This is a genomic window from Spiroplasma endosymbiont of Virgichneumon dumeticola (genome assembly GCF_964264745.1).
Classification (GTDB): domain Bacteria; phylum Bacillota_I; class Bacilli_A; order Mycoplasmatales; family VBWQ01; genus Spiroplasma_E.
On the sequence record NZ_OZ183478.1, the window covers coordinates 1,155,163 to 1,177,125 of the forward strand.

Below are 21,963 nucleotides of genomic sequence, written 5' to 3' on the forward strand. Positions count from 1 at the left end.
TAAACCCTTTAAATTTTAATTTTAGTTACTTTTTTCTTATCTTTATTTGTTAATTCTTGACGTTTTGCTTTTTGAGCAATAATAAAATCTTCAAAATCTTTTTCATCAACATCAAAAGCATCTAATTTTTGTGCAATAGGAGTTTCTGTTAATTGTAATTTATCATTTAATTGTTTAGTATTTAAAATAATATATTCAATTAATTTATTAATTTTAAGTTCTTTTGCAACTATATCTTGTTTATTTTTTTTAATTTTTTTTGAAATAATAGATAATAAAAAAGTAATAATAACCCCACTAGTAACTGCTCCTCCTATAATTCCACTTAATAAATATACTGTTAAATTCATGATTTATTCCACCTTTTCTATTTGAATGTTGTTTACATAAATTACATTCTTTTTTATGTTTTTTAATTTGTTGATATTGATAAATTAAATAAGTACTTGTAATAATAATTGGTATAGTAATTAATCCATATTTAATTAATTTTCCATAATTACCTAATTTAGTAATAACATTTAATCCTATATGACTAAACATTGGAAATAAAGTTAATGCTACATGATCTGGTCAACTAAAATTATATTGAGTAGTATAATTACCTATTCCCATTTCTATTGGTATTTTAGGTATTAATCATGGTGTTATTGTAAAAAATAATGTTATTAATATACCAATAATATGACTAGTTATTTTTAAAATATTTGATATTAAAATTTTTATTTTATCAATATGAGTACTATTTTTATTAAATCAAATTTTATTTAATCTTTTATATTCTTTATTATCTTTTGATATTGGATTAATAGTATTTCATATACCAATTGGTTTAATTGGTTTATCTAATTCAATAATAATTACCACCTACTTTCACGTTTTATATTTACTTTTATTTTTATAAATAGAAATGCCAATATTTTTATTTAAATTATTAGTTTTATGAAAAGTTAAATATTCTTTTCTTTCTACTCTTCATGCTCTACTACCTAATTCAGTTTTTGGTAAAGTTTTAAATTCTTTAAGTTTAAAAAATCCACGTTCTAATCTATTAATAAATGCAGTTGTTTTTAATACATTAATATTCGTTGATTTAAGCACATTATAACGTTGTTTACCTTTACTAATACCTTTCTGTTCTTTAAGTTGTTTCTTAACATATTTACGTATCTGTGATGGTAAAAAATCCCTTAAAAAATATCTTCAAAATATTGTTCCAGCACCACTACCATTTTTACCTTTTTGAACTTTCATTAAGTTTCAGGTTTCTTCACTTACATTAGGATAAGTATATGGTCCATATCAACGTTTATTTTTACTTGTATCACTTTGTATTAATACTTGTAATAAACCTAATTTTAATGATTTATTAGATTTATAAAAATTACCTTTTTTTAATCATGAACTAGATAATACTACTCAACCTTTTTCATCTTTATTATTAGCTTCTTCTATATCTTTATCATTTAAATCTTTAGTATTATCTTTTAATAAATTATTAATTTTTTTAGCAGGATTAACAAATAATTTATTTAATTCATTTTTTAAAATAGTTAATTCATTAGATTTTAATATAGATAATAATTTTTTAGCAATATTTGGATTAAAAGTTGAATATGGTTGGTCAAGTTCTTCTTCACTAACATTTTCACTATCTAAAACTGTTTTTAATCCTGTATCTTTACTATAATTTTTTAATAAACTAACAATTAATACACGAATATCATCACTTGCTAATGCTGAGTATATAAGTCTAATAATTAAAGGTAACATTATAAACTCATATGGTTATAATCTCAATTTAATGAAGCATTATCATGATTTAATGGTACTTCACTCATATTATCACTACCATATTGACTAGATGTTTCACTATTAATAGTAAATCTATTATCATTAATTAATCTTGCAGTTTCATTATTAAATGGTGTTTCTTGCATTTCTTGGTTATGATGTGTAGTTTCAATAGGTAGTAAATTATGGATAATTTCAGAAGCACCAGCAACTATGGTAGGTACTGCATAAGCATTATTAAAATCATTATTAATACCAATAGCAACACCACTTGAAATCAAACATCCACCATTTGCCATATTTGCTACTTTACGAATAGTTTCAAATCTATTAGGTATTAATTCAGTAATTCCTGCTATAAGATTTGAAATACCATAAGCATTTAATGAAATATAAGTATCTCAATCCATTAAATTATTATCATTATTAACTAATAATACATTATCTGGAAATGGGTCTACTGTTGTTGTAGTTATTGGATTTTCAGTTGGATTTGGATTGATATTTGTATTAGTAAATTTTGCATAATTTACTAAGCCAATTGTTCCTAAACCTAATAATATTTTTTTAGAACTATTAATTAGTTTAGTTTTAGCAGAAGGTCTTTGATTTAAATTTCAAATATCTAAACCTAATTTTTACCAAATAATAAACTATTAATTGAACCTAATATTGGATTACCTATTAATTGACCATAATAAGCACTAGTTCCAATCATTGCTAAAATTGGACTAATTCCAGTTCTTATTAATTTAGTTAAAGTATAGTTATTTGATTGTATATTCTCAACATGTGGCATTTTTAACATCCTTTAAATTAGTTGGTTTTTTAACTTGAATTCTAACTGTTCCTTGACAATTTATATTATCTCCAACACATATAGCAAAATTATCATGAACATCACTTACTATAAAATAATCATTTCTTAATTTAGGATATTCATCTAATAAAATTGCTCTTATATCATTAGATGTAGTTAAATCTTCTGGTTTGGCTGAATAAATAGTAATATGTGCTTTTTCATCAAAATATTTATAAATATATTCCATAATTATTTTTTAGTAAATTCTAATTTTACTGTTCCATAATATTCTTTATTATTACCAGAAATAGTAGCACTTGTTGCTGTAATATTACTAAATGTTGTTTTACCTTTTTCATAACCATTATTACCAATATTTACTATTATAGTTTCTAATTCATCATTAGTAGGTATTGCACCAGCCATAGTAATTTTTCCTAAATTTTTATAATAAATTATATTTTGTAAATCTAAAATATTCATATTATCATAATCTGTTGATTGATAAGTTGCATTAACATTAGTTGCATCAACTTTATAATTTTTTGCTCTTGCTGTTTTAATTTCATCAACTGTTGGCATTTTTTCTTGAATAATATACATTAAATCTGGTCTAATTGCACTTGGTAATGCATATAATGCTTTTCCAATAATACGAATATTATCTGTTGCATTATCTAATTTATTTCTTACTTTTGTAAATGAAATAGGCATACCTCACATATATCTGTTATAAACTACACCAAATAAATCTAATAATTTATAATCTTTTTCTAAATGCATACCAGAAACAGTATCATGAATAAAATCTTGTTCTAAATAAAAGCTTTCATAAAATTCCATACCCATAATTTGATTTGTATATCTTTTACCAGTTGCTAAAGTATTAGCTGCAATTTGACCATAATTTAATAATGTAAATGCTTTTGCTAAATTAAAACTACTATCAATACCACAAGCACCCGTTAAATCTGCTTTATTTATACCAACTGTAATATCATCTACTTTTTTAATTAATTTATTATTTCTTTCTCCAATTGTATAATAAGCATTTAATGCTTGTTCTTTAGTCATATTATTTAAATTTAAAGGTAATACTAATGATTTAGCAATTGCATAATCTTTTGTACCTTGTAAAAATATTAATTCAAAATTTTCTCTTAAATTTCTCATAAATGAACTTGTTCAATTTGAAACAATTTGAGTTGCTACATTTGCTGGTGAAGTCATAAATCTTTCAATATCAAATTCTGGAATATTAAAATCAATTGTTAATTCTTTATCAATAATTAATGTTGTTGTTTTAACTGTTCCTTTTTGTCTTTTAGTACCTGTAAATTCATCTCATGTTGAGCCTCATAATACCCGTACTGTTGCTCTATATATTGCCATTGCTACACCACTAATATTTGCTATTTGGTCAGCAGTAACAGTATTTCTCATAAATAAAGTACTTAATTCAGCAGTTAATTCACCACGAACTTGGGCTTCAAGTACACTTAAAACAGCATTTTCAGTAGGGGAATTACCACCAATAATAAATGCTTCTGGAATTTTTGGAATTGCCATTTTATCCTCTTTCTATTTAATAGATTTAAGTGCAGTTCCTCTTGCTAAATTTACAAGTTTTTCTAATTCGTTAGGGTCAGTAATACCTGTAGTTTTAGCTTTTTCATTTAATTTTCTTTCTAATTCTTCTGGATTAATACTATTTGTATGTAAATCTAAAAGAGTTTTAGGATTAAAATCATTTGAATTAGGTTTATTTTCTTGTTTAATAGATTCTGATGTTTTATCAATAAGAAATTCTTTATAATCTTCATTTATTTTATTAAATGCTTCTTGTTTAGATAAAGATTTATAATTATCAGTACTCATTAAATTTTTAATTAAATTTACTTTTTTAGTATCTTTAATATTAGAAAATAATTGTTGCTCTTCATAACTATTAACTTTATTTTCATATTCTTTTAATTTAGTTTCATATTCACTTAATTTAGGTTCAATATCTTTTTTACTTTCAGCATATACTACATTTCTATGTTGTTTTAGTAAACCTTTAACATCATCTAAACTATAATTCTCTTTTTCATCAAAAGTAAAATTACTCATACCTTTAATCTCCCTTTATGAATTTTTATTATATTAATACATCACTTTAATATATGTTATTTAACATATTCACTTTAATATATTATATCATTTTTACCCTTTAAAATAAAGAAAAAAACCTATATTTATTATAGGTTTCTAGTCATTATTTTCTATTTTTCTAGGTTCAATAATATTAATAATTATATTACTTTGTGTGTTATTATCTTCTTCATTAATATCAAATTCATTTGGATGAGATTTTAATCAATGTTGATAAATTATTTCTGGTTTTACTAATGCTTTTTCTAACATATGAGTTGAAATAATACTACGTGCTTTATCATAACTTTTTAAAAAATTACGTTGTCATGGACTGCTTCTGCGTCGGCAATCAAATATATATTTTCTATCAATTCCAAGTGCATTATTTAATCCTTGTGGTGTTAATATTTTATTTTTTGTTCGTAAATAATTACTAATTGTAACCTCATAATTTCCTAAATATTTTCTTTGTGCGGGCATATTATTCACCTTATTTATTATTTCTTATATTAATTATACATTAGTGTCAAAAATATTATTACAACATTTTCTTTTTAATTACTATTATAATCAAATTCATAAATTAAGAAAGGAATTAAATATTATGAATTTTCTTACTGATGAACTTGATTATGAAGAATGTGATAAAGAAATTAATAAAAATGATATTAATTATTTCAGAAATATATGATTAGCATATGATGATTTTTGACATAAAAATAAATATGATAAAAGTAAATATAAATATGTTAAAACTGCTCCAAGAAGCCCAAATACTCAATATGGTAAAATAGATAATTTTTATCGTAGATGTTATTTAATATTAGAAACTAATGAATATTATTATCCTTTAGATAATTATATAAAAATTAAAAAAAGAAAAAGAACCTTAACTAATTTAGAACATATAATAATAAAAAATTCAGGTAATGGTAAAAGACAATCTGATGTACAAGATATAGTAAAAAATGCTAAATTTTCTAAAACATATATGACTAATGTAATGAAAAATGCAGTAATAGGTGTTGAAAAAATAAAAGAGAAAAAGATAGTATTACCAAATGAAAAATTATTTGTAAATATAGATGATTGTTTTATTTCTTCATTATTTAATAATAAAAAACAAAAAAATCGTATTCGTACAATTAGTGCAAATAAAGGTACAGATTTAGAAAAATCTACTAAAAGTAGAAATGTTTTAAAAGATAAAAAAATAACTTATATGAAAACTAAAAATGGTGAAAGAATTAAAAGACAAGAATTAATTGATAAAATTTATGAATTTCTTGATTTACAATTTATTTATAATAAAAGTAGTTTAGTATTTATTGGTGATGGTGCACCTTGAATTAAAACTTCTGCTAAAAAAGAAAACATTCCTTATGTAATTGATAGACATCATGCATTTAAAGCATTGAAAAAAGGATTTATTTTTAATAGAAAAGTAGATAATAAAAAATTAACAAATGCATATAACTTATTTATTAATGGTAAATATTATTTATTATTAGATTTTTTAAAAGTAAATAATATTGATGAAAAAATATATAAATATTTTAAAAATAATAAAGAAGGTATTATTAATCAAAAAGAAAATTGAAATCAAGGAGTTTGTGCTGAAAGTGATGTTTCACATTTAGTGAAATCATTAAAAGGTTATGGTGCTAAAATTTATAATGATAAAGTACTTAATAATATGCTTTTAATTAATTCAGCAAGAATTAATAAATTAAATCTTTTACTTTAATATTTTAAAAACTTAATAAATCTTTACCTAAATAGTTAGCAATTTTTGTTATAAAATAATAAAATAAAACATTAAAATACTTTGTTTATTTAACAAAATATGATATAATTATAGCAACAATTAAATAGTTTAATGTTGTCTTTTATTTAAAGAAAATTAAATTATAACTATTAACTTTATTCACCCAATAAACGATTCGGAGACATTTTCAATCGTAATATTATTCTATCATTGTTTCATCAATTAATAAATTTTTCCAATGTTTCTGTGAAATGTTCAATAGGCATGTTTTCTGATTTTTTACTTTTTTCGTTTTCTATGTTTCTAAAATTGTTAATTTAATAATAGCATAATATTCTCTACTGGAGTTTGTTTTGTCCTAATTTTAATATCTTTGTTATTTTTATAAGCAATATACTCTTCCATACAAACAATAAAATCTTCAATTGTTTCAAAATTACGGACTTCTCCCCACATGTACTTGTGGAGGAAACAATGAAATTGAATGAGTTCAATAATACTTTTCAAACTGAAAAACAATGTCTTGCATATATAGCAAGTTTGAAACAAAGCAAATGTATTAGGTGTTCTAGTTTTAATTTGAATACTTCTAATTTAAGAAAAATGAGATGTTTGAAATGTCATCAAACATTAAGTATTCTCACGGGCACTATATTTTCAAAGTCACAAACACCTTTAATATCTTGGTTTTATCTCATCTTTAGATGAATAAACACCAAACATGGAATTCCATCAACTGATGTTGCAAAAGAATTGGGAGTGACCTTGAAAACAGCTTAAAGAATGGGTCATAAAATCCGAAGTGCCATTGCTAAGCAAGAACCTCAATTCATTGTTGAGGGCATAGTGCAAATGGATGAAATGTATCTTTCACATATGGGTTTTAAAAAACAAGGAAGATCCTTGTTGAACAAAACCTTGATTGTTGGTATTTATGAAAAAACAACCAACAATCTGATTGTGAAAGTATTGAAAAACGCAAACAGTAAAAATCTTTTGCAGTTTGCAATAAACCACATTTCTTCAAAGTGTGATGTACATACTGATTCTTGAAAAGGATATCGCGATTTGAAATCGGTTTTCACTAAGCATGAAACAGTTAACCATCAAGATGGCTATGTTTCAAAAACTGGTGTAAATACCAACCAAATTGAGTCAGTATGAAAACATATAGGACGGTTTTCAAAAATCCGGAATTAATTATTTCAACATTATCTTATTATACTTTTAGACAAGAAATAATTGGATTTTTTATGTAATTGTAAGTAAATAATATATTTTTTTTAAATAATTGCAACTAAAATACTTATTTTTAAAAAAATAAAATAATTTATGTAAATTAATTTACATAAATACATCACAAAAATTCTTATTAAAGTTTCCTTTCATAAGTTTTATGTTATTTTCAGTTTTTTAGGTATTTTTTAATTTATATTTTGATTTTATAATAACTGTATTTCCATATTTATTTTATTACATTTAAAAATAACCATTTTAATGTAAATATTAATATTATATGTTATATTTCCGAGCATTTATTTTAAAATATGTCAAATATTACTTTCAGCAAAACAACCAATATTTCACTTTGCACCTTGGTTAACAATTCCTTTTCTATTGTTTTTAAAATATTTTTTCTTTAATTTTTTATGATTATCTAATTGGTTATATAAATAGTCAATTAATTCATTATATTGACCATTAGCAATTAATTTTTTACAATTAATATATTCTTGTAAATATTTGTCTTTATTTCCAGCCATTATTCCAAGATATAGTGTTCTAATTAAATGAAATTTATCTAAAACAAACTCAGCACCAAAAAAATATGCAACATCTTTAATTCATCCTGCACTATCACCACAAATAATGATTTTTGCTTGTTCAAAATTTTCAAAAAAAATTTTACCGTATTCTTTAATAAATTCAGCAGTTTTTTTAACTCCGATTTTTGTTTTATTTGGTCTGATAATAGTTTTCACTCTTTTATTAACTAATTTGTGATTAATATTATCTGTATATCATGTTACTAGTCTCATAGAATATTTACCAGCTTTACGTTTAAACGTTCAAAACTTTCGATGTCCATCATCAATAACTACAAAAATAGGTTGATTTGGTTCTAATTTAACTTTTTTTCCATTTTCTTCAACTACTATTAAATGTTTAAAAAATCTATGAACAGTACTAAGACTAATATCTGATTTTTTTAAAATATCACAAATATCACGATATCTTTTCCCATCAGCAAAATATTCAATAGCAGTTTGTTTGATATCTTCACCAATTCTTTTATATTTTGTCAATTCTAGTATTTCATCAACTAAACAAACACGAATTCATTTTTGTAATTTTTCATCAAAATATTCATATATTCTTCTTTTATAAGTTACCATTCCATATATTATTTTTCTTGTTCGATATTGATAATCAACAATTTTATATTTCTTTTTATCTCTTGTATTTTTTATTCTTCTGTCTATTTTTTCTCATTTCTTTGTTAAATATTCTAAATTTCATTTATCAATTTTAGCATATTGTTCTCTAAAATTTCATTTATAATTAAATTCCATTTTTAATTTCTCCTATCTATTTTTAAACTTTAATAACTACCTAATTTATTTATTTTAAATATGCCCCCAATCATACTTTATTTATGTACTATATCATCTTAAAAATATAATTAGGGGTAAAAAATAATGCTTCTACTAAAATAAGTGTTTTTTCTTATGTCATATAACCAACGAAAACAATACTAGTAATAGTATAGGTATCACAAAATTAACGCCTTGTATTTGGCGTTATTTTAACGTTTAAAGCATATTTGCAAAATTTAATAAAATTAAGTATAATTTATAGTAAAATTAAGAAAAAGGAGTAATTTAATATGAAAATAATAGTTAATAATAATCAATTAATAAATATTATAAATGATGATTGGCAAAAAAATATTATTGAATTAGCAACTTATAAAACTTTATTAAAAGAAAATATTAATTATGAAAAAGACTTAATTCGAGATATACAATTTCTTACTGCTTTAAAAGAAGAATTAAATACAAATATTTTAAATTTTGATTTTGAAGAACTTGATCATATTATTGTAACAAAATGCTGACGAGAATATATTAGTTATTTTAATCAATCTTTAAATTATTGATATTTTGACTTAAATTTAAAAGAAAGAATAATTAATGAATATAATTATTTTATTAAACATTCAAGCCAAAATCAAAAACAACAGATTATCATTAATAATTTTAAGTCTCATAATCAGAAAAAAGAATATGAAAATTGAAAACATAATTATTTTAAAAATATCAATGAAAAAATTACAAAAAATAATATCGAACAAGGAATTGATGTTTTTGAATATTTTAAAGATGAAATAAATTCAATTGATTTACAAAATCAAGCATCAACTAATCAATATAAATTAAAAATTCAGGTAGAAGTAATTTAATATGAAAACATGAATAAAAACAAATTTAAGTAAACTAACATTAGCATTAGCACTAACTGGTGCAACAACCGGAACAATAGGATTAATCATGGGGGGTGCTTACCCATGAAAGTAAAAATGAATTATCATTTTTAAATTATGATTATATGAAAACTTCTGGTGGTGGAGGGGCGACTATCTGAGAACATCCAAGAGATGATTATCATAAAATAGATTTGTATTTTGGTATTAAATCAAAACATCAAGGTGATACTAAATGAGATGGTAATTATCCTGATGGATATTTTAATGATTAATCTAAATTTCTAAGTTAATATAAGAAATATTTTCATTATATTTATCAAACAAATTAATATTAGTTAAATTTATTTCTTGTTTATCTGTTATTAAAATTAAATCATAATTACCAGCACCAAATATACCACTAATTTCAATCCGATTTAAGTTATTAATCGGATTTTCAATTTGCAATTCAAATTCACTATTATTATCAATTTTTGATATTTCTTTATAAAATTCTAATTTAGAAAGTAATTGAGATTTATTTGAACCATATAAATTTAAAGCATTTTCAATTTTATTATTATTAATAATTGTTCTTGTAAAGTATTTTCCATATTCTCCATTTCCTAATGTTCAATCAGCAGGAATTAATGAAGGTATGTTATTAGTTTCTAATTCGTTTGTTATAGATAATCAATTAAATTGATTATCATCAAGTTTAAATAATTTATTTTGACTAATATCATTATTTTTTAATTTAATATTATTTATATCTGTAAAATCAAAATAATTAGATTTTAATATTACTTTTGCATTTTTGAATTGTCAAATATCTTTAATAGTAGGGTGTATTGGATTAGATTTTAATTCAAAATAATAAGGTAATAATATTTTATTATCATCATTTAAACCTTTATTTATTGACATATTAGAATAAATATTGTTTGATAACATAATTATTAATTGTTTAAATATTTTTACTTGTTCTAAATTAATATAATTTGGATAATCTAATTTTCATTGTTTAAATAAATTACTAATTACTTCATCAGGTTTTTGATTTTCAAATTTAGCACGTAATTCAGCGATTTTAGAAGTTAAATCACTTGGTAAAAATCCGTCAAAGTTTCTATTATAATTATATGTATAAGTTAACATATCTAATAATAATTTCTGTAAACTGTCAATTGTTGGTGCGTCTTTAATTTCTAGTTCAACATCATGAAATTTATTATCTGTAGATATACATGCAAAATCATGGGTTCCAACAGCACCAAATTCTCATAATTCTTTATCTTTTAATTGCTTTTCTTCATTTAATGGTCATATCGAAGATGTAGTAGAATAACCTAATCAAGCATTAGTAACTATTGCATTATTAATAACTTCTTTTCTTGTTTCTTTGCCATCACCAATAGCAATTAAATCTAAAACTGACTTTTCTTGTTCTATAAATTGTTTTGCAAGATTTCAAGGTAAGATTTGTTCACTAAATCATTGTTCTAGTATTCTAACTTTTGGTTGAGTTTCAATTGGCATTGATAATAGTGGAAATGCTATCTTATCTTTAAAAAATAACTTAGGGTATACTTCCATATTATCAACTTCACCAAGCACCTTTATATTGCCAAAGAGCATGCTTCTAGGTGCTTTAATTTTTAAACCAATAACTTTTGTATCTTTATCTAATGGTTTTTGTAATTTAATAATAATTGTATAACCATCTCTTGTTTTAAAATCTTTAATTTTTATTATAGTAATACTTTTCGTACTTCTTGTTTTTGGATTTTGATAAGGTTGGGAATAACTATTAATAATATATAAACGGACTTCTCCCCACATGTACTTGTGGAGGAAACAATGAAATTGAATGAGTTCAATAATACTTTTCAAACTGAAAAACAATGTCTTGCATATATAGCAAGTTTGAAACAAAGCAAATGTATTAGGTGTTCTAGTTTTAATTTGAATACTTCTAATTTAAGAAAAATGAGATGTTTGAAATGTCATCAAACATTCAGTATTCTCACGGGCACTATATTTTCAAAGTCACAAACACCTTTAATATCTTGGTTTTATCTCATCTTTAGATGAATAAACACCAAACATGGAATTCCATCAACTGATGTTGCAAAAGAATTTGGAGTGACCTTGAAAACAGCTTGAAGAATGGGTCATAAAATCCGAAGTGCCATTGCTAAACAAGAACCTCAATTCATTGTTGAGGGCATAGTGCAAATGGATGAAATGTATCTTTCACATATGGGTTTAAAAAACAAGGAAGATCCTTGTTGAACAAAACCTTGATTGTTGGTATTTATGAAAAAACAACCAACAATCTGATTGTGAAAGTATTGAAAAACGCAAACAGTAAAAATCTTTTGCAGTTTGCAATAAACCACATTTCTTCAAAGTGTGATGTACATACTGATTCTTGAAAAGGATATCGCGATTTGAAATCGGTTTTCACTAAGCATGAAACAGTTAACCATCAAGATGGCTATGTTTCAAAAACTGGTGTAAATACCAACCAAATTGAGTCAGTATGAAAACATATACGAAGAACATTTAAAACACATATCAAAGTTGCAAAACATCATATTCATTTATATGCAAAAGAAGCTGCATATAAATTCAATAACATACCTAGTTTTGAAACTGTAATGCTATGTTTAATTAAAAATGTGGGGAGAAGTCCGTAGATAGGCTTTTCTCAGCATTTATGTGATAAAATTTAAAAATAGTACATAAAGGGAGAAAAGCCTATATAAATTATCAATATTATTTTCAGTTAAAACTTCATTAATAGATACAGCATATAACTTAAATTGATTTAATAAATCTATTTCTTGAAAGATTAAATTTTTAATATCAGTCATACTATATTCAATGGCATTATCATTAATATTAGTGCTTGCCCTTTGGTTTAGTTGCATATTAAAGTCTGATGTTTCAACAGCATTAGTAGTTAATACTTTCTCAATATCAACAAAACCAATCTTAATAGTATTAGGTGAGAATTTTAAAGTATTATTCTCATTATTTTTGAATAAACGTTCAATTTCATAAATATAGATTGTTCTTTGATGAAATTCACTATATGCTCTTTTAATATCTGGGTCACCTTTACTATCCATAAGGTTAGTAAAATCATAAGGTATATTATCTATTAAATAATCATTTTCTGCTTGATTAATTTTCGTTTGTTTTTGTGGAAACTTAGTTTGTGGTTTGTTGTTGTTGTCCATTGTCATTTTCTCCTACTAATTGGTTATTTACTGGATTAAATAAATTTAATTTAACAGTTAAATTTTCAATTGCTTGTTCATCTTTAATTTCAAATGTTTGACTATCTAATAAATCTTTATCAATACGTACTAATAATTGAATAAATTTAAGAGTATCAATATTAAATTGTCATAGTTTTTTTTCAATATAATTAACTGTTGAAATATTTACTGCGGTACTTTCAGGAACTGATTGTTGTGCTGATTTCTTTTGACTTGGTATATGTAAACCACAACGCTTAGATATTTCATTAATTAATCAATCATAAACATCGCTTAATGTTTTACCTTTAAAATTCCCTTGAATAATAGTTACTAAACCATTAGGAGCATCATTAGGACTTTTATCAGTAAATAAATAGTTTTTAGCAATTAATTTTCTTATCGCATCATCAATTAATTGTTGATTATTACCATAAATATTATTAAAAACAAATTTAGGTGAGTTTAAAATGACATCTAAAATGATTTGTTCAAAGAAAATATCTAATGCTTTAATTTTATCCATTACTTTATTACAATCAGGTTCTTCATTAGCACGATTACGCATAATTGCTATTGGTATATAATTAATATTTAATACTTGTTCTTGTTCTAAGTTAGGATTGTTATTAAATGTTTTATAATCTAATACAAATTGTTTTTTATTATCACTAATACTATAAATGGCACGATTAATAGTTACTTGTTCATTATTTAAAGTATAAATTTCAAATAATCTTACTGTTTGAGCATTTTTTTGATAATTCTCATAAAAAATAGTACATTGAATTAATTTACCAGTAATATCATAATTTCTTTGTTGTATATCTACTAATTGAAAATATAGATTATCGTTCGCAATATAAATTAAATATCCGCTAATTCCTAATTTACTTAATTTAAAAATAGAATTTCAATTTTTACGATAATAGTCTTGATTAATTAAATATTGTTTAATTTTATCGTTATTAATTTCTAATGGTGCATTATATAAATTAGCATTATTTTCTGCTACAAAATCAGTAAAATGAGTTTCATGATTAAAACTATTAAATCCAAAAAAATCTAATATAGAAGCATGTATTGTTTTTTCTTTACTTAAACTAAATAACTTTGTATTATCATTTTCAGTTAGTTTTTCTTTTCTTTTAAATATTTTCATAATAATTTACCTTTCTATAATACTTTATTAACTATTAGTATAACTTTATAAATAATAAACAACATTAAACCAACAAATGAACAACTAATCAAAATACCTAATATACTTAAAATTATTTTTAATATTTTAAACATAATATTATTCCTGTAATTCTTCTAATTTTAAAATATTACCTTTATATACACTAGTTGCAATAACTATTATAATTATATTATCCATAACTTCTAATCTTAATAATTCAATTTTTAAACCTGAATTTAGATTTCAATTTCTTACACAACTATCTAATATATATACACAATCATATTTATTTGATAATAATTTATTAAATTCTTTACTTATAGAATAAGCAATAGGTTGCGTATCTCCATCCCATATATAAGTAACTCTATATTTTTTCCCGGAAAAAAATTTATAATTAATTTGGTTTTTTGTTATCCTTGTTCCTACTTCTTTTCATTTTGGAATACTTGGATTAGGATTAGGATTTGGTGTTGGATTATCTTTTAATTCAATATCTCAACAATTGTCTTCTATTTCATTAGTTTCTAAACTTTTTGAATTAATTTTAATTGGTTTATCTATATTAATTATACTTGGTGAAGTAATATCTAATGTATTACTAGTGATTTTATAAGTATTTTCTTTTATTTCTTCTTCTAATGAATATATTTTACCTTCATCATCATTAAATCTATCCATTGCAATAGCATTTGAAATAACTACTAAATCAACATAAGCTTCAGTAATTCTTTTTCCAGAAATACCTTTAAAAAAACTAGCTAATACAGCACCTTCACCTTGTCATAAAAATTGCATATATATATATATATATATATATATATATATAATTGGACTTTTTTCTACATTTTTTCAACAATAACCAACTCTATATAAAGTATTTACTTTAAAATCATAATTAATTTTAATGTTACTTTCTTTTGTACCAACATTTTTTCATTTAATAACATTTAAAGATTTTATTTTTTCATCAACATATTTTTTATTTGGAATATCATTATCATCTGTTACTGAAGGACCACTTTTATTTTTATAAATTAATGTTCTATTTCCAACATTTATAACATCATTAACTAATCTTGTAGTACTATCTTTATCATCTTTATTATTAAAAATTTTACGGACTTCTCCCCACATGTACTTGTGGAGGAAACAATGAAATTGAATGAGTTCAATAATACTTTTCAAACTGAAAAACAATGTCTTGCATATATAGCAAGTTTGAAACAAAGCAAATGTATTAGGTGTTCTAGTTTTAATTTGAATACTTCTAATTTAAGAAAAATGAGATGTTTGAAATGTCATCAAACATTCAGTATTCTCACGGGCACTATATTTTCAAAGTCACAAACACCTTTAATATCTTGGTTTTATCTCATCTTTAGATGAATAAACACCAAACATGGAATTCCATCAACTGATGTTGCAAAAGAATTGGAGTGACCTTGAAAACAGCTTGAAGAATGGGTCATAAAATCCGAAGTGCCATTGCTAAACAAGAACCTCAATTCATTGTTGATGGCATAGTGCAAATGGATGAAATGTATCTTTCACATATGGGTTTTAAAAAACAAGGAAGATCCTTGTTGAACAAAACCTTGATTGTTGGTATTTATGAAAAAACAACCAACAATCTGATTGTGAAAGTATTGAAAAACGCAAACAGTAAAAATCTTTTGCAGTTTGCAATAAACCACATTTCTTCAAAGTGTGATGTACATACTGATTCTTGAAAAGGATATCGCGATTTGAAATCGGTTTTCACTAAGCATGAAACAGTTAACCATCAAGATGGCTATGTTTCAAAAACTGGTGTAAATACCAACCAAATTGAGTCAGTATGAAAACATATACGAAGAACATTTAAAACACATATCAAAGTTGCAAAACATCATATTCATTTATATGCAAAAGAAGCTGCATATAAATTCAATAACATACCTAGTTTTGAAACTGTAATGCTATGTTTAATTTAAAAATGTGGGGAGAAGTCCGTAGATAGGCTTTTCTCAGCATTTATGTGATAAAATTTAAACGGACTTCTACCCACATGTACTTGTGGAGGAAACAATGAAATTGAATGAGTTCAATAATACTTTTCAAACTGAAAAACAATGTCTTGCATATATAGCAAGTTTGAAACAAAGCAAATGTATTAGTTGTTCTAGTTTTAATTGTAATACTTCTAATTTAAGAAAAATGAGATGTTTGAAATGTCATCAAACATTCAGTATTCTCACGGGCACTATATTTTCAAAGTCACAAACACCTTTAATATCTTGGTTTTATCTCATCTTTAGATGAATAAACACCAAACATGGAATTCCATCAACTGATGTTGCAAAAGAATTGGGAGTGACCTTGAAAACAGCTTGAAGAATGGGTCATAAAATCCGAAGTGCCATTGCTAAACAAGAACCTCAATTCATTGTTGAAGGCATAGTGCAAATGGATGAAATGTATCTTTCACATATGGGTTTAAAAAACAAGGAAGATCCTTGTTGAACAAAACCTTGATTGTTGGTATTTATGAAAAAACAACCAACAATCTGATTGTGAAAGTATTGAAAAACGCAAACAGTAAAAATCTTTTGCAGTTTGCAATAAACCACATTTCTTCAAAGTGTGATGTACATACTGATTCTTGAAAATGATATCGCGATTTGAAATCGGTTTTCACTAAGCATGAAACATTTAACCATCAAGATGGCTATGTTTCAAAAACTGGTGTAAATACCAACCAAATTGAGTCAGTATGAAAACATATACGAAGAACATTTAAAACACATATCAAAGTTGCAAAACATCATATTCATTTATATGCAAAAGAAGCTGCATATAAATTCAATAACATACCTAGTTTTGAAACTGTAATGCTATGTTTAATTTAAAAATGTGGGGAGAAGTCCGTAGATAGGCTTTTCTCAGCATTTATGTGATAAAATTTAAAAATAGTACATAAAGGGAGAAAAGCCAATTTAAAAATAGTACATAAAGGGAGAAAAGCCAAATTTTATCTTGTAAATTCTCTATTTTATCTTGTTTTTTATCTAATAATTTATTTGTTTCTTCTTTTTTATAATAATCAGTTAAATCAGTTTTACCACCAGTAGCACTAATAGTATTAGTTTCTTTATCAATAGTTATATTAGTACCCGCTATTAATTTATCTTGTTTTAAAACTAAAACACCTTGTACATTAGTTACTTCAGTCTTAATTTGACTAATATGTAAATCTTGTGTATCATTAACATTTTTAACTTCATTAATAGCACTAACAATAGTTTTATTTTTTGTTTGTAAATTTTCGTCACTAATATTTTGTTTTTTATCTAATAGTTCATTAGTTTCTTGTTTATTATAATAATTATCATTATTATTAGTTTCTGCTATAAGTTCAGTAGGTTTTCCTATGCCTTGATATTTATATATTTTATCAATATTGGTGCCATAATTATTACTATTACTATTGAAATAAATTATGTTTGTCTTAAGATTTAGCAATAATGTTATAATAACATTATCTTTTAAGATTAATTTATCTAATATGACATCTGTTGGTGAGATATTTTGATTTTTAACGAATTGAAATTTTGAAGTTTTTTTAACAAGATATAAATCATCATAATTCTGAAATCCATAATCTCAAAAAACTATAAATCATTTGTTAATATCATCATTAGGAATTGGAATTTGCTCATCGATACGTTTCCATAAAGGACTTGTTTCGATATTAAATCAATTATTTTTAATATTTTCAATTTCTGTATTTGCTAACTTAATATTATTTTCATTACTAGTAATCCGTTTTTGTTGTTTAGCAGAAAAATCAGCAGTTGGAGCATGAGTAAAATCACCCTCTTGTGGATTATTTTGTAATGCTTCAGGTGGTAATGTACCAATTTCACTTGGTCAATTTAAAATCATTGTTTCAGTTTCAGGGTCATATTCAGTTGCTACATAACTTTTATTTACAAGTTTAGTAACTGCACCACGAAATACTTCATGTTCTTTTTCACTTACAACATCATCATATAATTTTATTTGTTTAGTTAATATAAAATCATGATTATCTTTATCACCACTAATTCTTTGTTCTTTTTCATTTTCAATTAATTCATCTACTTGATTTCTTGTATAAAATGCTTCTAAATCAATTTTATCAACATCAATTTCTTGTTCATCATAACTCATTAGTAACTCTTTTAATTTTGTTAATTGAGCTAGTATTTTCATTCTACTTGGTGCTAAATCTCAAACATTAATTGTTGGAATACTACTTGCACTAAACTGTGTACCATTATTAAATTGAATATTAGCATCAACATTAAATTCAATTGGAGTACGATTAAATACTCAATGTTCTATCATTACATAAACCATATCTCTTAATGTTTCTTGAATTAATTTATCTTTAAAACTATCAAAATGAAATTTATATAAAATAAAATTAAGATAAGCATTAATATCATTTTGTGCGCGAATAGCAAATGTAGTAAATCATTCATTAGCATTTGGTCATGTATTTACATATTGTTGTGGAGTATCATTAATTATTCCAGTTAATGGATACCACTTATTATAATTTTCTAAACTAATATCAGTTCAAAGTTCTTTTATCATATTATCATTCCTTAAAAAATGCTTTTTTATAATGTTTAGTACGTTGTTTAGTTTTTCTATGTGCTATATGTATAATTTCTTTTTGTAATTTTTTCTTATCTTTTTCAACAACTTGACTATAAGCAAATTTTTCTACATGATGTAATAAACCAGTACCAAATAATGTATAAACTCCAAATTTTAAACTAACACTTTTAAAAGATTTAGTAACATTTTCTAACGGATTATTAATAACATTAATAACTTTATGATAAGTTCTTATTATTCTTAATATTTCGCGATGCACCTTAAAAGCATCTCTTATAATCTGTTGAACAACTGGTGGCGCAAATGCTATTGTTTTTATCATTTATTAGTATTAACTCCATAACCAATATATCAACCACTATTTCAGCGATATCAATGAAAAGGATGTACTTGTGTAACGAAAGTTTCTGCTTTAATAAAAGTATCAATAACAACAAATGGCTTATATTTAGGATTACGGTGATAAATAGTAATAGCACATTTATCTAGTGATAATGGTTGAATTTTACATCCCATAAATACTGGTGAATTTAAAGGTATTAATTGTGCATGTTTAATTGCTTTTTTCTCAGCACTAGTAAATAAATCACTTGCTTTTTCTTTTAATTTATTAATTTTTGCTATTGCTTTTTCTTCTAACTTTTCAAACCTTTCTTGTATTTTATAGATTTTCTCTCGTAATTTTTCAAAATAAGGTGTATTTTTTCAAAATTTATTTAATCCTGTTCTTAAATAAAATCTAATGTCAAAATATTTAAAAGTTTTATTAGTTTTTAAAACAAATTTATGAATATTACTATTTTTAAAATTAAATTTTATTGCATTAGCACGTATTTGTTCTAAAGTTAAAATCAACGTTTTACCCTTATTTTGTATTTGTAAAGTATGAACTAAATTTAATCATTCATGTTGGTTCATATTTAATACTTCTTTAAATTCAATATTATATTGTTTTAAAAAGTTATTTACTCTATCTATATCTTTGATTTTAAATTTTGGAGTGAATTGTGGACTTAACTTTATTAATGTATTTTGTAATAACAAGTAATCTTTTAACTCTTGTTCTTCTAATTTTTTAAAATTATTATGAAATTGTCTTTGAGCAATATAACCTAAGTTTTGCAATATTGTTTCACGATTAGGTGCAACTGAATAGTTAGATAAATATCGTTGTTTACCAATAATTTTATCAGTTAAAATTTCTTTACCTGTTACTTGATTAATAACATCTTGTAAATTTTTTGCTTCTTTAATGCCAATTTTTTCTAATGTTTTAGTTTTTTGTGCTAATTTAATAAATTTAGTAGTACGAAAACCACGAGTAATTTTATTAAGTCCAGCAAACGCTGGTAATACATTAAAGAAAGTATTTAATTTTGTAACATTTCCTTTTAAATAATCATAAACTTGATTAATAGTAAAATCAGTTGCAAATTCAATACTTGTTGCACTAATACTAGCAAGCAAATCACTTGCACCTAATGTAAGTGCTATATCTTCACTTAAACCACCAGTAAAAGGAGCAAGGGCAACTGCTATTACTTGTACACTTAGCATTTCTAGAATTTCTAATCATAAACTTTTATTTTCTTGTTGTTTACTTATTCTAGTATGTTTTGGTTTATTTATGTTTAAAATTATAGCAGTGCTAGTAGTACCAATTGGCATGGTATTAATTTCATTTATTTAATCATTATTTTAATAGGATTTGTTGAGCCTTTATAGTTTAAGTCATTAACACTTGTACTAATAACTACATATAAGTCACCTGCTTTTTGTTTTTGACTAGTTATATTATTTTTACCTTGGGCATCACTAAAAAAAGTAATTATAGGATTTACTAAACCAGGATTTAAACCATTAACTTCTTTTGCATACATAATATTTTCACTTAATTCTTTATTTATTTTATCTGTTTTAGCAGTAAAATCAGTTATTAAAGTTGTTAATTTAGTTTTTAAATCAGTTTTATCCGTTTTAATAATGCCACATAACATTCAACGTGATGTTGTTTCTTTTTTTGACATATAAGGAATTGATTGACCTAATACTTCACCACCAACTTTGTATGCTCTACCAACTTTATCATCAGCAATTTCTTGAACATAAACAATTGTTTGTTGTACCATATATCTTTTCATTGCTTTTGGTGTTGCTAAAATAAAAGACATAATTTCACTTTCATTTTTATCATTAGTAAAGGTCATATAATCATCCATTACAATTTGACATAATACACCTTTTATATACAAATCATTACCATTTAATCTTAATTGTTGTGCTATTTGATTATCAGTAATTAATCCTTTATTATCTGCTAAATAAACAAGACTATCATAAGTACTATTAGTAATAAAGAAACGAGAATTAACATCATTTCTTAATTGAAATAAAGTATTTCAAGAAGATAACATTGCTTCTAAATATTTAATTGCTTGCTCTTTGAGTTCTGTTGCCTTATCGATTATTACCTTAGTAGCAAATTGAGAAATTATATTAGTATCATCACTTGCCAATTTGTTTGCTAAATCATTTGCAATTTCATATTGCATTGTATCTAATAAATTTTGACGATTTTCTCCTAATAAATCAACAGCAGAAATTGTTTCACCTGCAACATATAATTTTTCAATAAATTTTTGAATTTTATCAGTTTCTGCATAACTAACATCAAGTCTTGTACTTTTATCAATTCATGGAAGTACTTTAATTTTTGGGTCTTTTGGTAATTTAATAATAAACTCAATTGTAGTAGAATTAATCATTTCGATTGGAAAAAAACTTGCTCATGGACTATTTGATTGTTTAAAAAATTCAATGAATTCAGGAGCTTCTACTAATTTTTCTGTATTATTTAAGTTTGTTTGAATATTTACTGCCATTTTAACTTTCCTT

General features: G+C 23.8%; 30 protein-coding genes. 11 read left to right on the forward strand and 19 right to left on the reverse strand.

Annotation, left to right across the window (positions count from 1 at the left end; translation table 4 throughout):
* Positions 1-8: 8 nt before the first annotated feature.
* From ACFEL4_RS07375 to ACFEL4_RS07415, 9 genes are all read right to left on the reverse strand, one after another.
* On the reverse strand, positions 9-350 hold the full coding sequence (locus ACFEL4_RS07375; RefSeq protein WP_375317224.1) for a hypothetical protein: 342 nt from the start codon (positions 348-350) through the stop codon (positions 9-11).
* Complete coding sequence (locus tag ACFEL4_RS07380) at positions 298-867, reverse strand: hypothetical protein (RefSeq protein ID WP_375317225.1); 570 nt, start codon at positions 865-867, stop codon at positions 298-300. The genes ACFEL4_RS07375 and ACFEL4_RS07380 overlap by 53 nt, the downstream gene beginning before the upstream one ends.
* Positions 868-1,773 (reverse strand): hypothetical protein, encoded by a 906-nt coding sequence (locus ACFEL4_RS07385; RefSeq protein ID WP_375317226.1) that lies wholly within the window; start codon positions 1,771-1,773, stop codon positions 868-870. It abuts the gene before it with no gap.
* Positions 1,773-2,204, reverse strand: coding sequence for a hypothetical protein (locus ACFEL4_RS07390; RefSeq protein WP_375317227.1), 432 nt, complete (start codon positions 2,202-2,204; stop codon positions 1,773-1,775). Before ACFEL4_RS07390 ends, ACFEL4_RS07385 begins: the two co-directional genes overlap by 1 nt.
* Before the next feature lie 221 nt (positions 2,205-2,425).
* The gene (locus ACFEL4_RS07395; RefSeq protein ID WP_375317228.1) at positions 2,426-2,593 is read right to left on the reverse strand and encodes a hypothetical protein; all 168 of its coding nucleotides are present in this window, start codon (positions 2,591-2,593) and stop codon (positions 2,426-2,428) included.
* Positions 2,562-2,843, reverse strand: coding sequence for a hypothetical protein (locus ACFEL4_RS07400; RefSeq protein ID WP_375317229.1), 282 nt, complete (start codon positions 2,841-2,843; stop codon positions 2,562-2,564). The genes ACFEL4_RS07395 and ACFEL4_RS07400 overlap by 32 nt, the downstream gene beginning before the upstream one ends.
* A 2-nt stretch (positions 2,844-2,845) precedes the next feature.
* On the reverse strand, positions 2,846-4,165 hold the full coding sequence (locus ACFEL4_RS07405) for a hypothetical protein (protein WP_375317230.1): 1,320 nt from the start codon (positions 4,163-4,165) through the stop codon (positions 2,846-2,848).
* Positions 4,166-4,177: 12 nt separating this feature from the next.
* Positions 4,178-4,708 (reverse strand): hypothetical protein, encoded by a 531-nt coding sequence (locus tag ACFEL4_RS07410; protein ID WP_375316879.1) that lies wholly within the window; start codon positions 4,706-4,708, stop codon positions 4,178-4,180.
* Positions 4,709-4,846: 138 nt separating this feature from the next.
* Complete coding sequence (locus ACFEL4_RS07415) at positions 4,847-5,212, reverse strand: hypothetical protein (protein WP_375316878.1); 366 nt, start codon at positions 5,210-5,212, stop codon at positions 4,847-4,849.
* Between the two features lie 124 nt (positions 5,213-5,336).
* Here ACFEL4_RS07415 and ACFEL4_RS07420 point away from each other — a divergent pair, with 124 nt between their 5' ends.
* Positions 5,337-6,479 (forward strand): Mbov_0401 family ICE element transposase-like protein, encoded by a 1,143-nt coding sequence (locus ACFEL4_RS07420; RefSeq protein WP_375317231.1) that lies wholly within the window; start codon positions 5,337-5,339, stop codon positions 6,477-6,479.
* Positions 6,480-6,812: 333 nt separating this feature from the next.
* Here the strand turns inward: ACFEL4_RS07420 and ACFEL4_RS07425 are convergent, their stop codons facing one another.
* Positions 6,813-6,956, reverse strand: coding sequence for a hypothetical protein (locus ACFEL4_RS07425; RefSeq protein ID WP_375317232.1), 144 nt, complete (start codon positions 6,954-6,956; stop codon positions 6,813-6,815).
* Between the two features lie 18 nt (positions 6,957-6,974).
* Here ACFEL4_RS07425 and ACFEL4_RS07430 point away from each other — a divergent pair, with 18 nt between their 5' ends.
* Both ACFEL4_RS07430 and ACFEL4_RS07435 read left to right on the forward strand, forming a co-directional pair.
* Positions 6,975-7,280, forward strand: coding sequence for a hypothetical protein (locus ACFEL4_RS07430; RefSeq protein WP_375317233.1), 306 nt, complete (start codon positions 6,975-6,977; stop codon positions 7,278-7,280).
* 3 nt (positions 7,281-7,283) lie between these two features.
* On the forward strand, positions 7,284-7,700 hold the full coding sequence (locus ACFEL4_RS07435; protein WP_375317234.1) for an IS1595 family transposase: 417 nt from the start codon (positions 7,284-7,286) through the stop codon (positions 7,698-7,700).
* A 335-nt stretch (positions 7,701-8,035) separates the two neighbouring features.
* Here ACFEL4_RS07435 and ACFEL4_RS07440 read toward each other — a convergent pair whose 3' ends face one another.
* Complete coding sequence (locus ACFEL4_RS07440) at positions 8,036-9,073, reverse strand: Mbov_0401 family ICE element transposase-like protein (RefSeq protein ID WP_375317235.1); 1,038 nt, start codon at positions 9,071-9,073, stop codon at positions 8,036-8,038.
* Between the two features lie 314 nt (positions 9,074-9,387).
* On the opposite strand from ACFEL4_RS07440, the gene ACFEL4_RS07445 reads away from it, so the two are divergent.
* The gene (locus ACFEL4_RS07445) at positions 9,388-9,963 is read left to right on the forward strand and encodes a hypothetical protein (RefSeq protein WP_375317236.1); all 576 of its coding nucleotides are present in this window, start codon (positions 9,388-9,390) and stop codon (positions 9,961-9,963) included.
* Between the two features lie 95 nt (positions 9,964-10,058).
* Positions 10,059-10,259, forward strand: a complete 201-nt coding sequence (locus ACFEL4_RS07450; protein WP_375317237.1) for a hypothetical protein — start codon at positions 10,059-10,061, stop codon at positions 10,257-10,259.
* 1 nt (position 10,260) lies between these two features.
* On the opposite strand, the gene ACFEL4_RS07455 is transcribed toward ACFEL4_RS07450, so the two are convergent.
* Positions 10,261-11,808 carry a hypothetical protein gene (locus ACFEL4_RS07455; protein ID WP_375317238.1) on the reverse strand — a complete coding sequence of 516 codons (1,548 nt, stop codon included), beginning with the start codon at positions 11,806-11,808 and terminating at the stop codon, positions 10,261-10,263.
* Between the two features lie 18 nt (positions 11,809-11,826).
* Between ACFEL4_RS07455 and ACFEL4_RS07460 the strand changes: the two genes are divergently transcribed.
* Positions 11,827-12,363, forward strand: coding sequence for a hypothetical protein (locus ACFEL4_RS07460; RefSeq protein ID WP_375317079.1), 537 nt, complete (start codon positions 11,827-11,829; stop codon positions 12,361-12,363).
* On the forward strand, positions 12,258-12,668 hold the full coding sequence (locus ACFEL4_RS07465; RefSeq protein WP_375317080.1) for an IS1595 family transposase: 411 nt from the start codon (positions 12,258-12,260) through the stop codon (positions 12,666-12,668). The genes ACFEL4_RS07460 and ACFEL4_RS07465 overlap by 106 nt, the downstream gene beginning before the upstream one ends.
* Before the next feature lie 18 nt (positions 12,669-12,686).
* Here the strand turns inward: ACFEL4_RS07465 and ACFEL4_RS07470 are convergent, their stop codons facing one another.
* From ACFEL4_RS07470 to ACFEL4_RS07480, 3 genes are all read right to left on the reverse strand, one after another.
* The gene (locus tag ACFEL4_RS07470; protein WP_375317239.1) at positions 12,687-13,214 is read right to left on the reverse strand and encodes a hypothetical protein; all 528 of its coding nucleotides are present in this window, start codon (positions 13,212-13,214) and stop codon (positions 12,687-12,689) included.
* Positions 13,186-14,397, reverse strand: a complete 1,212-nt coding sequence (locus tag ACFEL4_RS07475) for a hypothetical protein (RefSeq protein ID WP_375317240.1) — start codon at positions 14,395-14,397, stop codon at positions 13,186-13,188. The genes ACFEL4_RS07470 and ACFEL4_RS07475 overlap by 29 nt, the downstream gene beginning before the upstream one ends.
* 138 nt (positions 14,398-14,535) lie before the next feature.
* Positions 14,536-15,555 (reverse strand): hypothetical protein, encoded by a 1,020-nt coding sequence (locus ACFEL4_RS07480; RefSeq protein WP_375317241.1) that lies wholly within the window; start codon positions 15,553-15,555, stop codon positions 14,536-14,538.
* Positions 15,556-15,573: 18 nt separating this feature from the next.
* On the opposite strand from ACFEL4_RS07480, the gene ACFEL4_RS07485 reads away from it, so the two are divergent.
* The 4 genes from ACFEL4_RS07485 to ACFEL4_RS07500 all read left to right on the forward strand — a co-directional run bounded on the left by ACFEL4_RS07485 (position 15,574) and on the right by ACFEL4_RS07500 (position 17,309).
* Positions 15,574-15,945 carry a hypothetical protein gene (locus ACFEL4_RS07485; RefSeq protein WP_375317242.1) on the forward strand — a complete coding sequence of 124 codons (372 nt, stop codon included), beginning with the start codon at positions 15,574-15,576 and terminating at the stop codon, positions 15,943-15,945.
* The gene (locus ACFEL4_RS07490; RefSeq protein ID WP_375317243.1) at positions 15,858-16,394 is read left to right on the forward strand and encodes an IS1595 family transposase; all 537 of its coding nucleotides are present in this window, start codon (positions 15,858-15,860) and stop codon (positions 16,392-16,394) included. Before ACFEL4_RS07485 ends, ACFEL4_RS07490 begins: the two co-directional genes overlap by 88 nt.
* Before the next feature lie 94 nt (positions 16,395-16,488).
* Positions 16,489-17,025 carry a hypothetical protein gene (locus ACFEL4_RS07495; protein WP_375316920.1) on the forward strand — a complete coding sequence of 179 codons (537 nt, stop codon included), beginning with the start codon at positions 16,489-16,491 and terminating at the stop codon, positions 17,023-17,025.
* Positions 16,920-17,309 carry a transposase gene (locus ACFEL4_RS07500; protein WP_375316919.1) on the forward strand — a complete coding sequence of 130 codons (390 nt, stop codon included), beginning with the start codon at positions 16,920-16,922 and terminating at the stop codon, positions 17,307-17,309. The genes ACFEL4_RS07495 and ACFEL4_RS07500 overlap by 106 nt, the downstream gene beginning before the upstream one ends.
* 40 nt (positions 17,310-17,349) lie before the next feature.
* On the opposite strand, the gene ACFEL4_RS07505 is transcribed toward ACFEL4_RS07500, so the two are convergent.
* The 4 genes from ACFEL4_RS07505 to ACFEL4_RS07520 are packed head-to-tail and all read right to left on the reverse strand — an operon-like array spanning position 17,350 to position 21,950.
* Positions 17,350-19,041: a hypothetical protein gene (locus ACFEL4_RS07505; RefSeq protein ID WP_375317244.1), complete on the reverse strand. Its 1,692-nt coding sequence runs from the start codon at positions 19,039-19,041 to the stop codon at positions 17,350-17,352.
* 1 nt (position 19,042) lies between these two features.
* Positions 19,043-19,390, reverse strand: coding sequence for a hypothetical protein (locus ACFEL4_RS07510; protein WP_375317245.1), 348 nt, complete (start codon positions 19,388-19,390; stop codon positions 19,043-19,045).
* Complete coding sequence (locus ACFEL4_RS07515; protein ID WP_375317246.1) at positions 19,384-20,736, reverse strand: hypothetical protein; 1,353 nt, start codon at positions 20,734-20,736, stop codon at positions 19,384-19,386. Before ACFEL4_RS07515 ends, ACFEL4_RS07510 begins: the two co-directional genes overlap by 7 nt.
* 14 nt (positions 20,737-20,750) lie before the next feature.
* Positions 20,751-21,950, reverse strand: a complete 1,200-nt coding sequence (locus ACFEL4_RS07520; protein WP_375317247.1) for a hypothetical protein — start codon at positions 21,948-21,950, stop codon at positions 20,751-20,753.
* Positions 21,951-21,963: the final 13 nt, after the last annotated feature.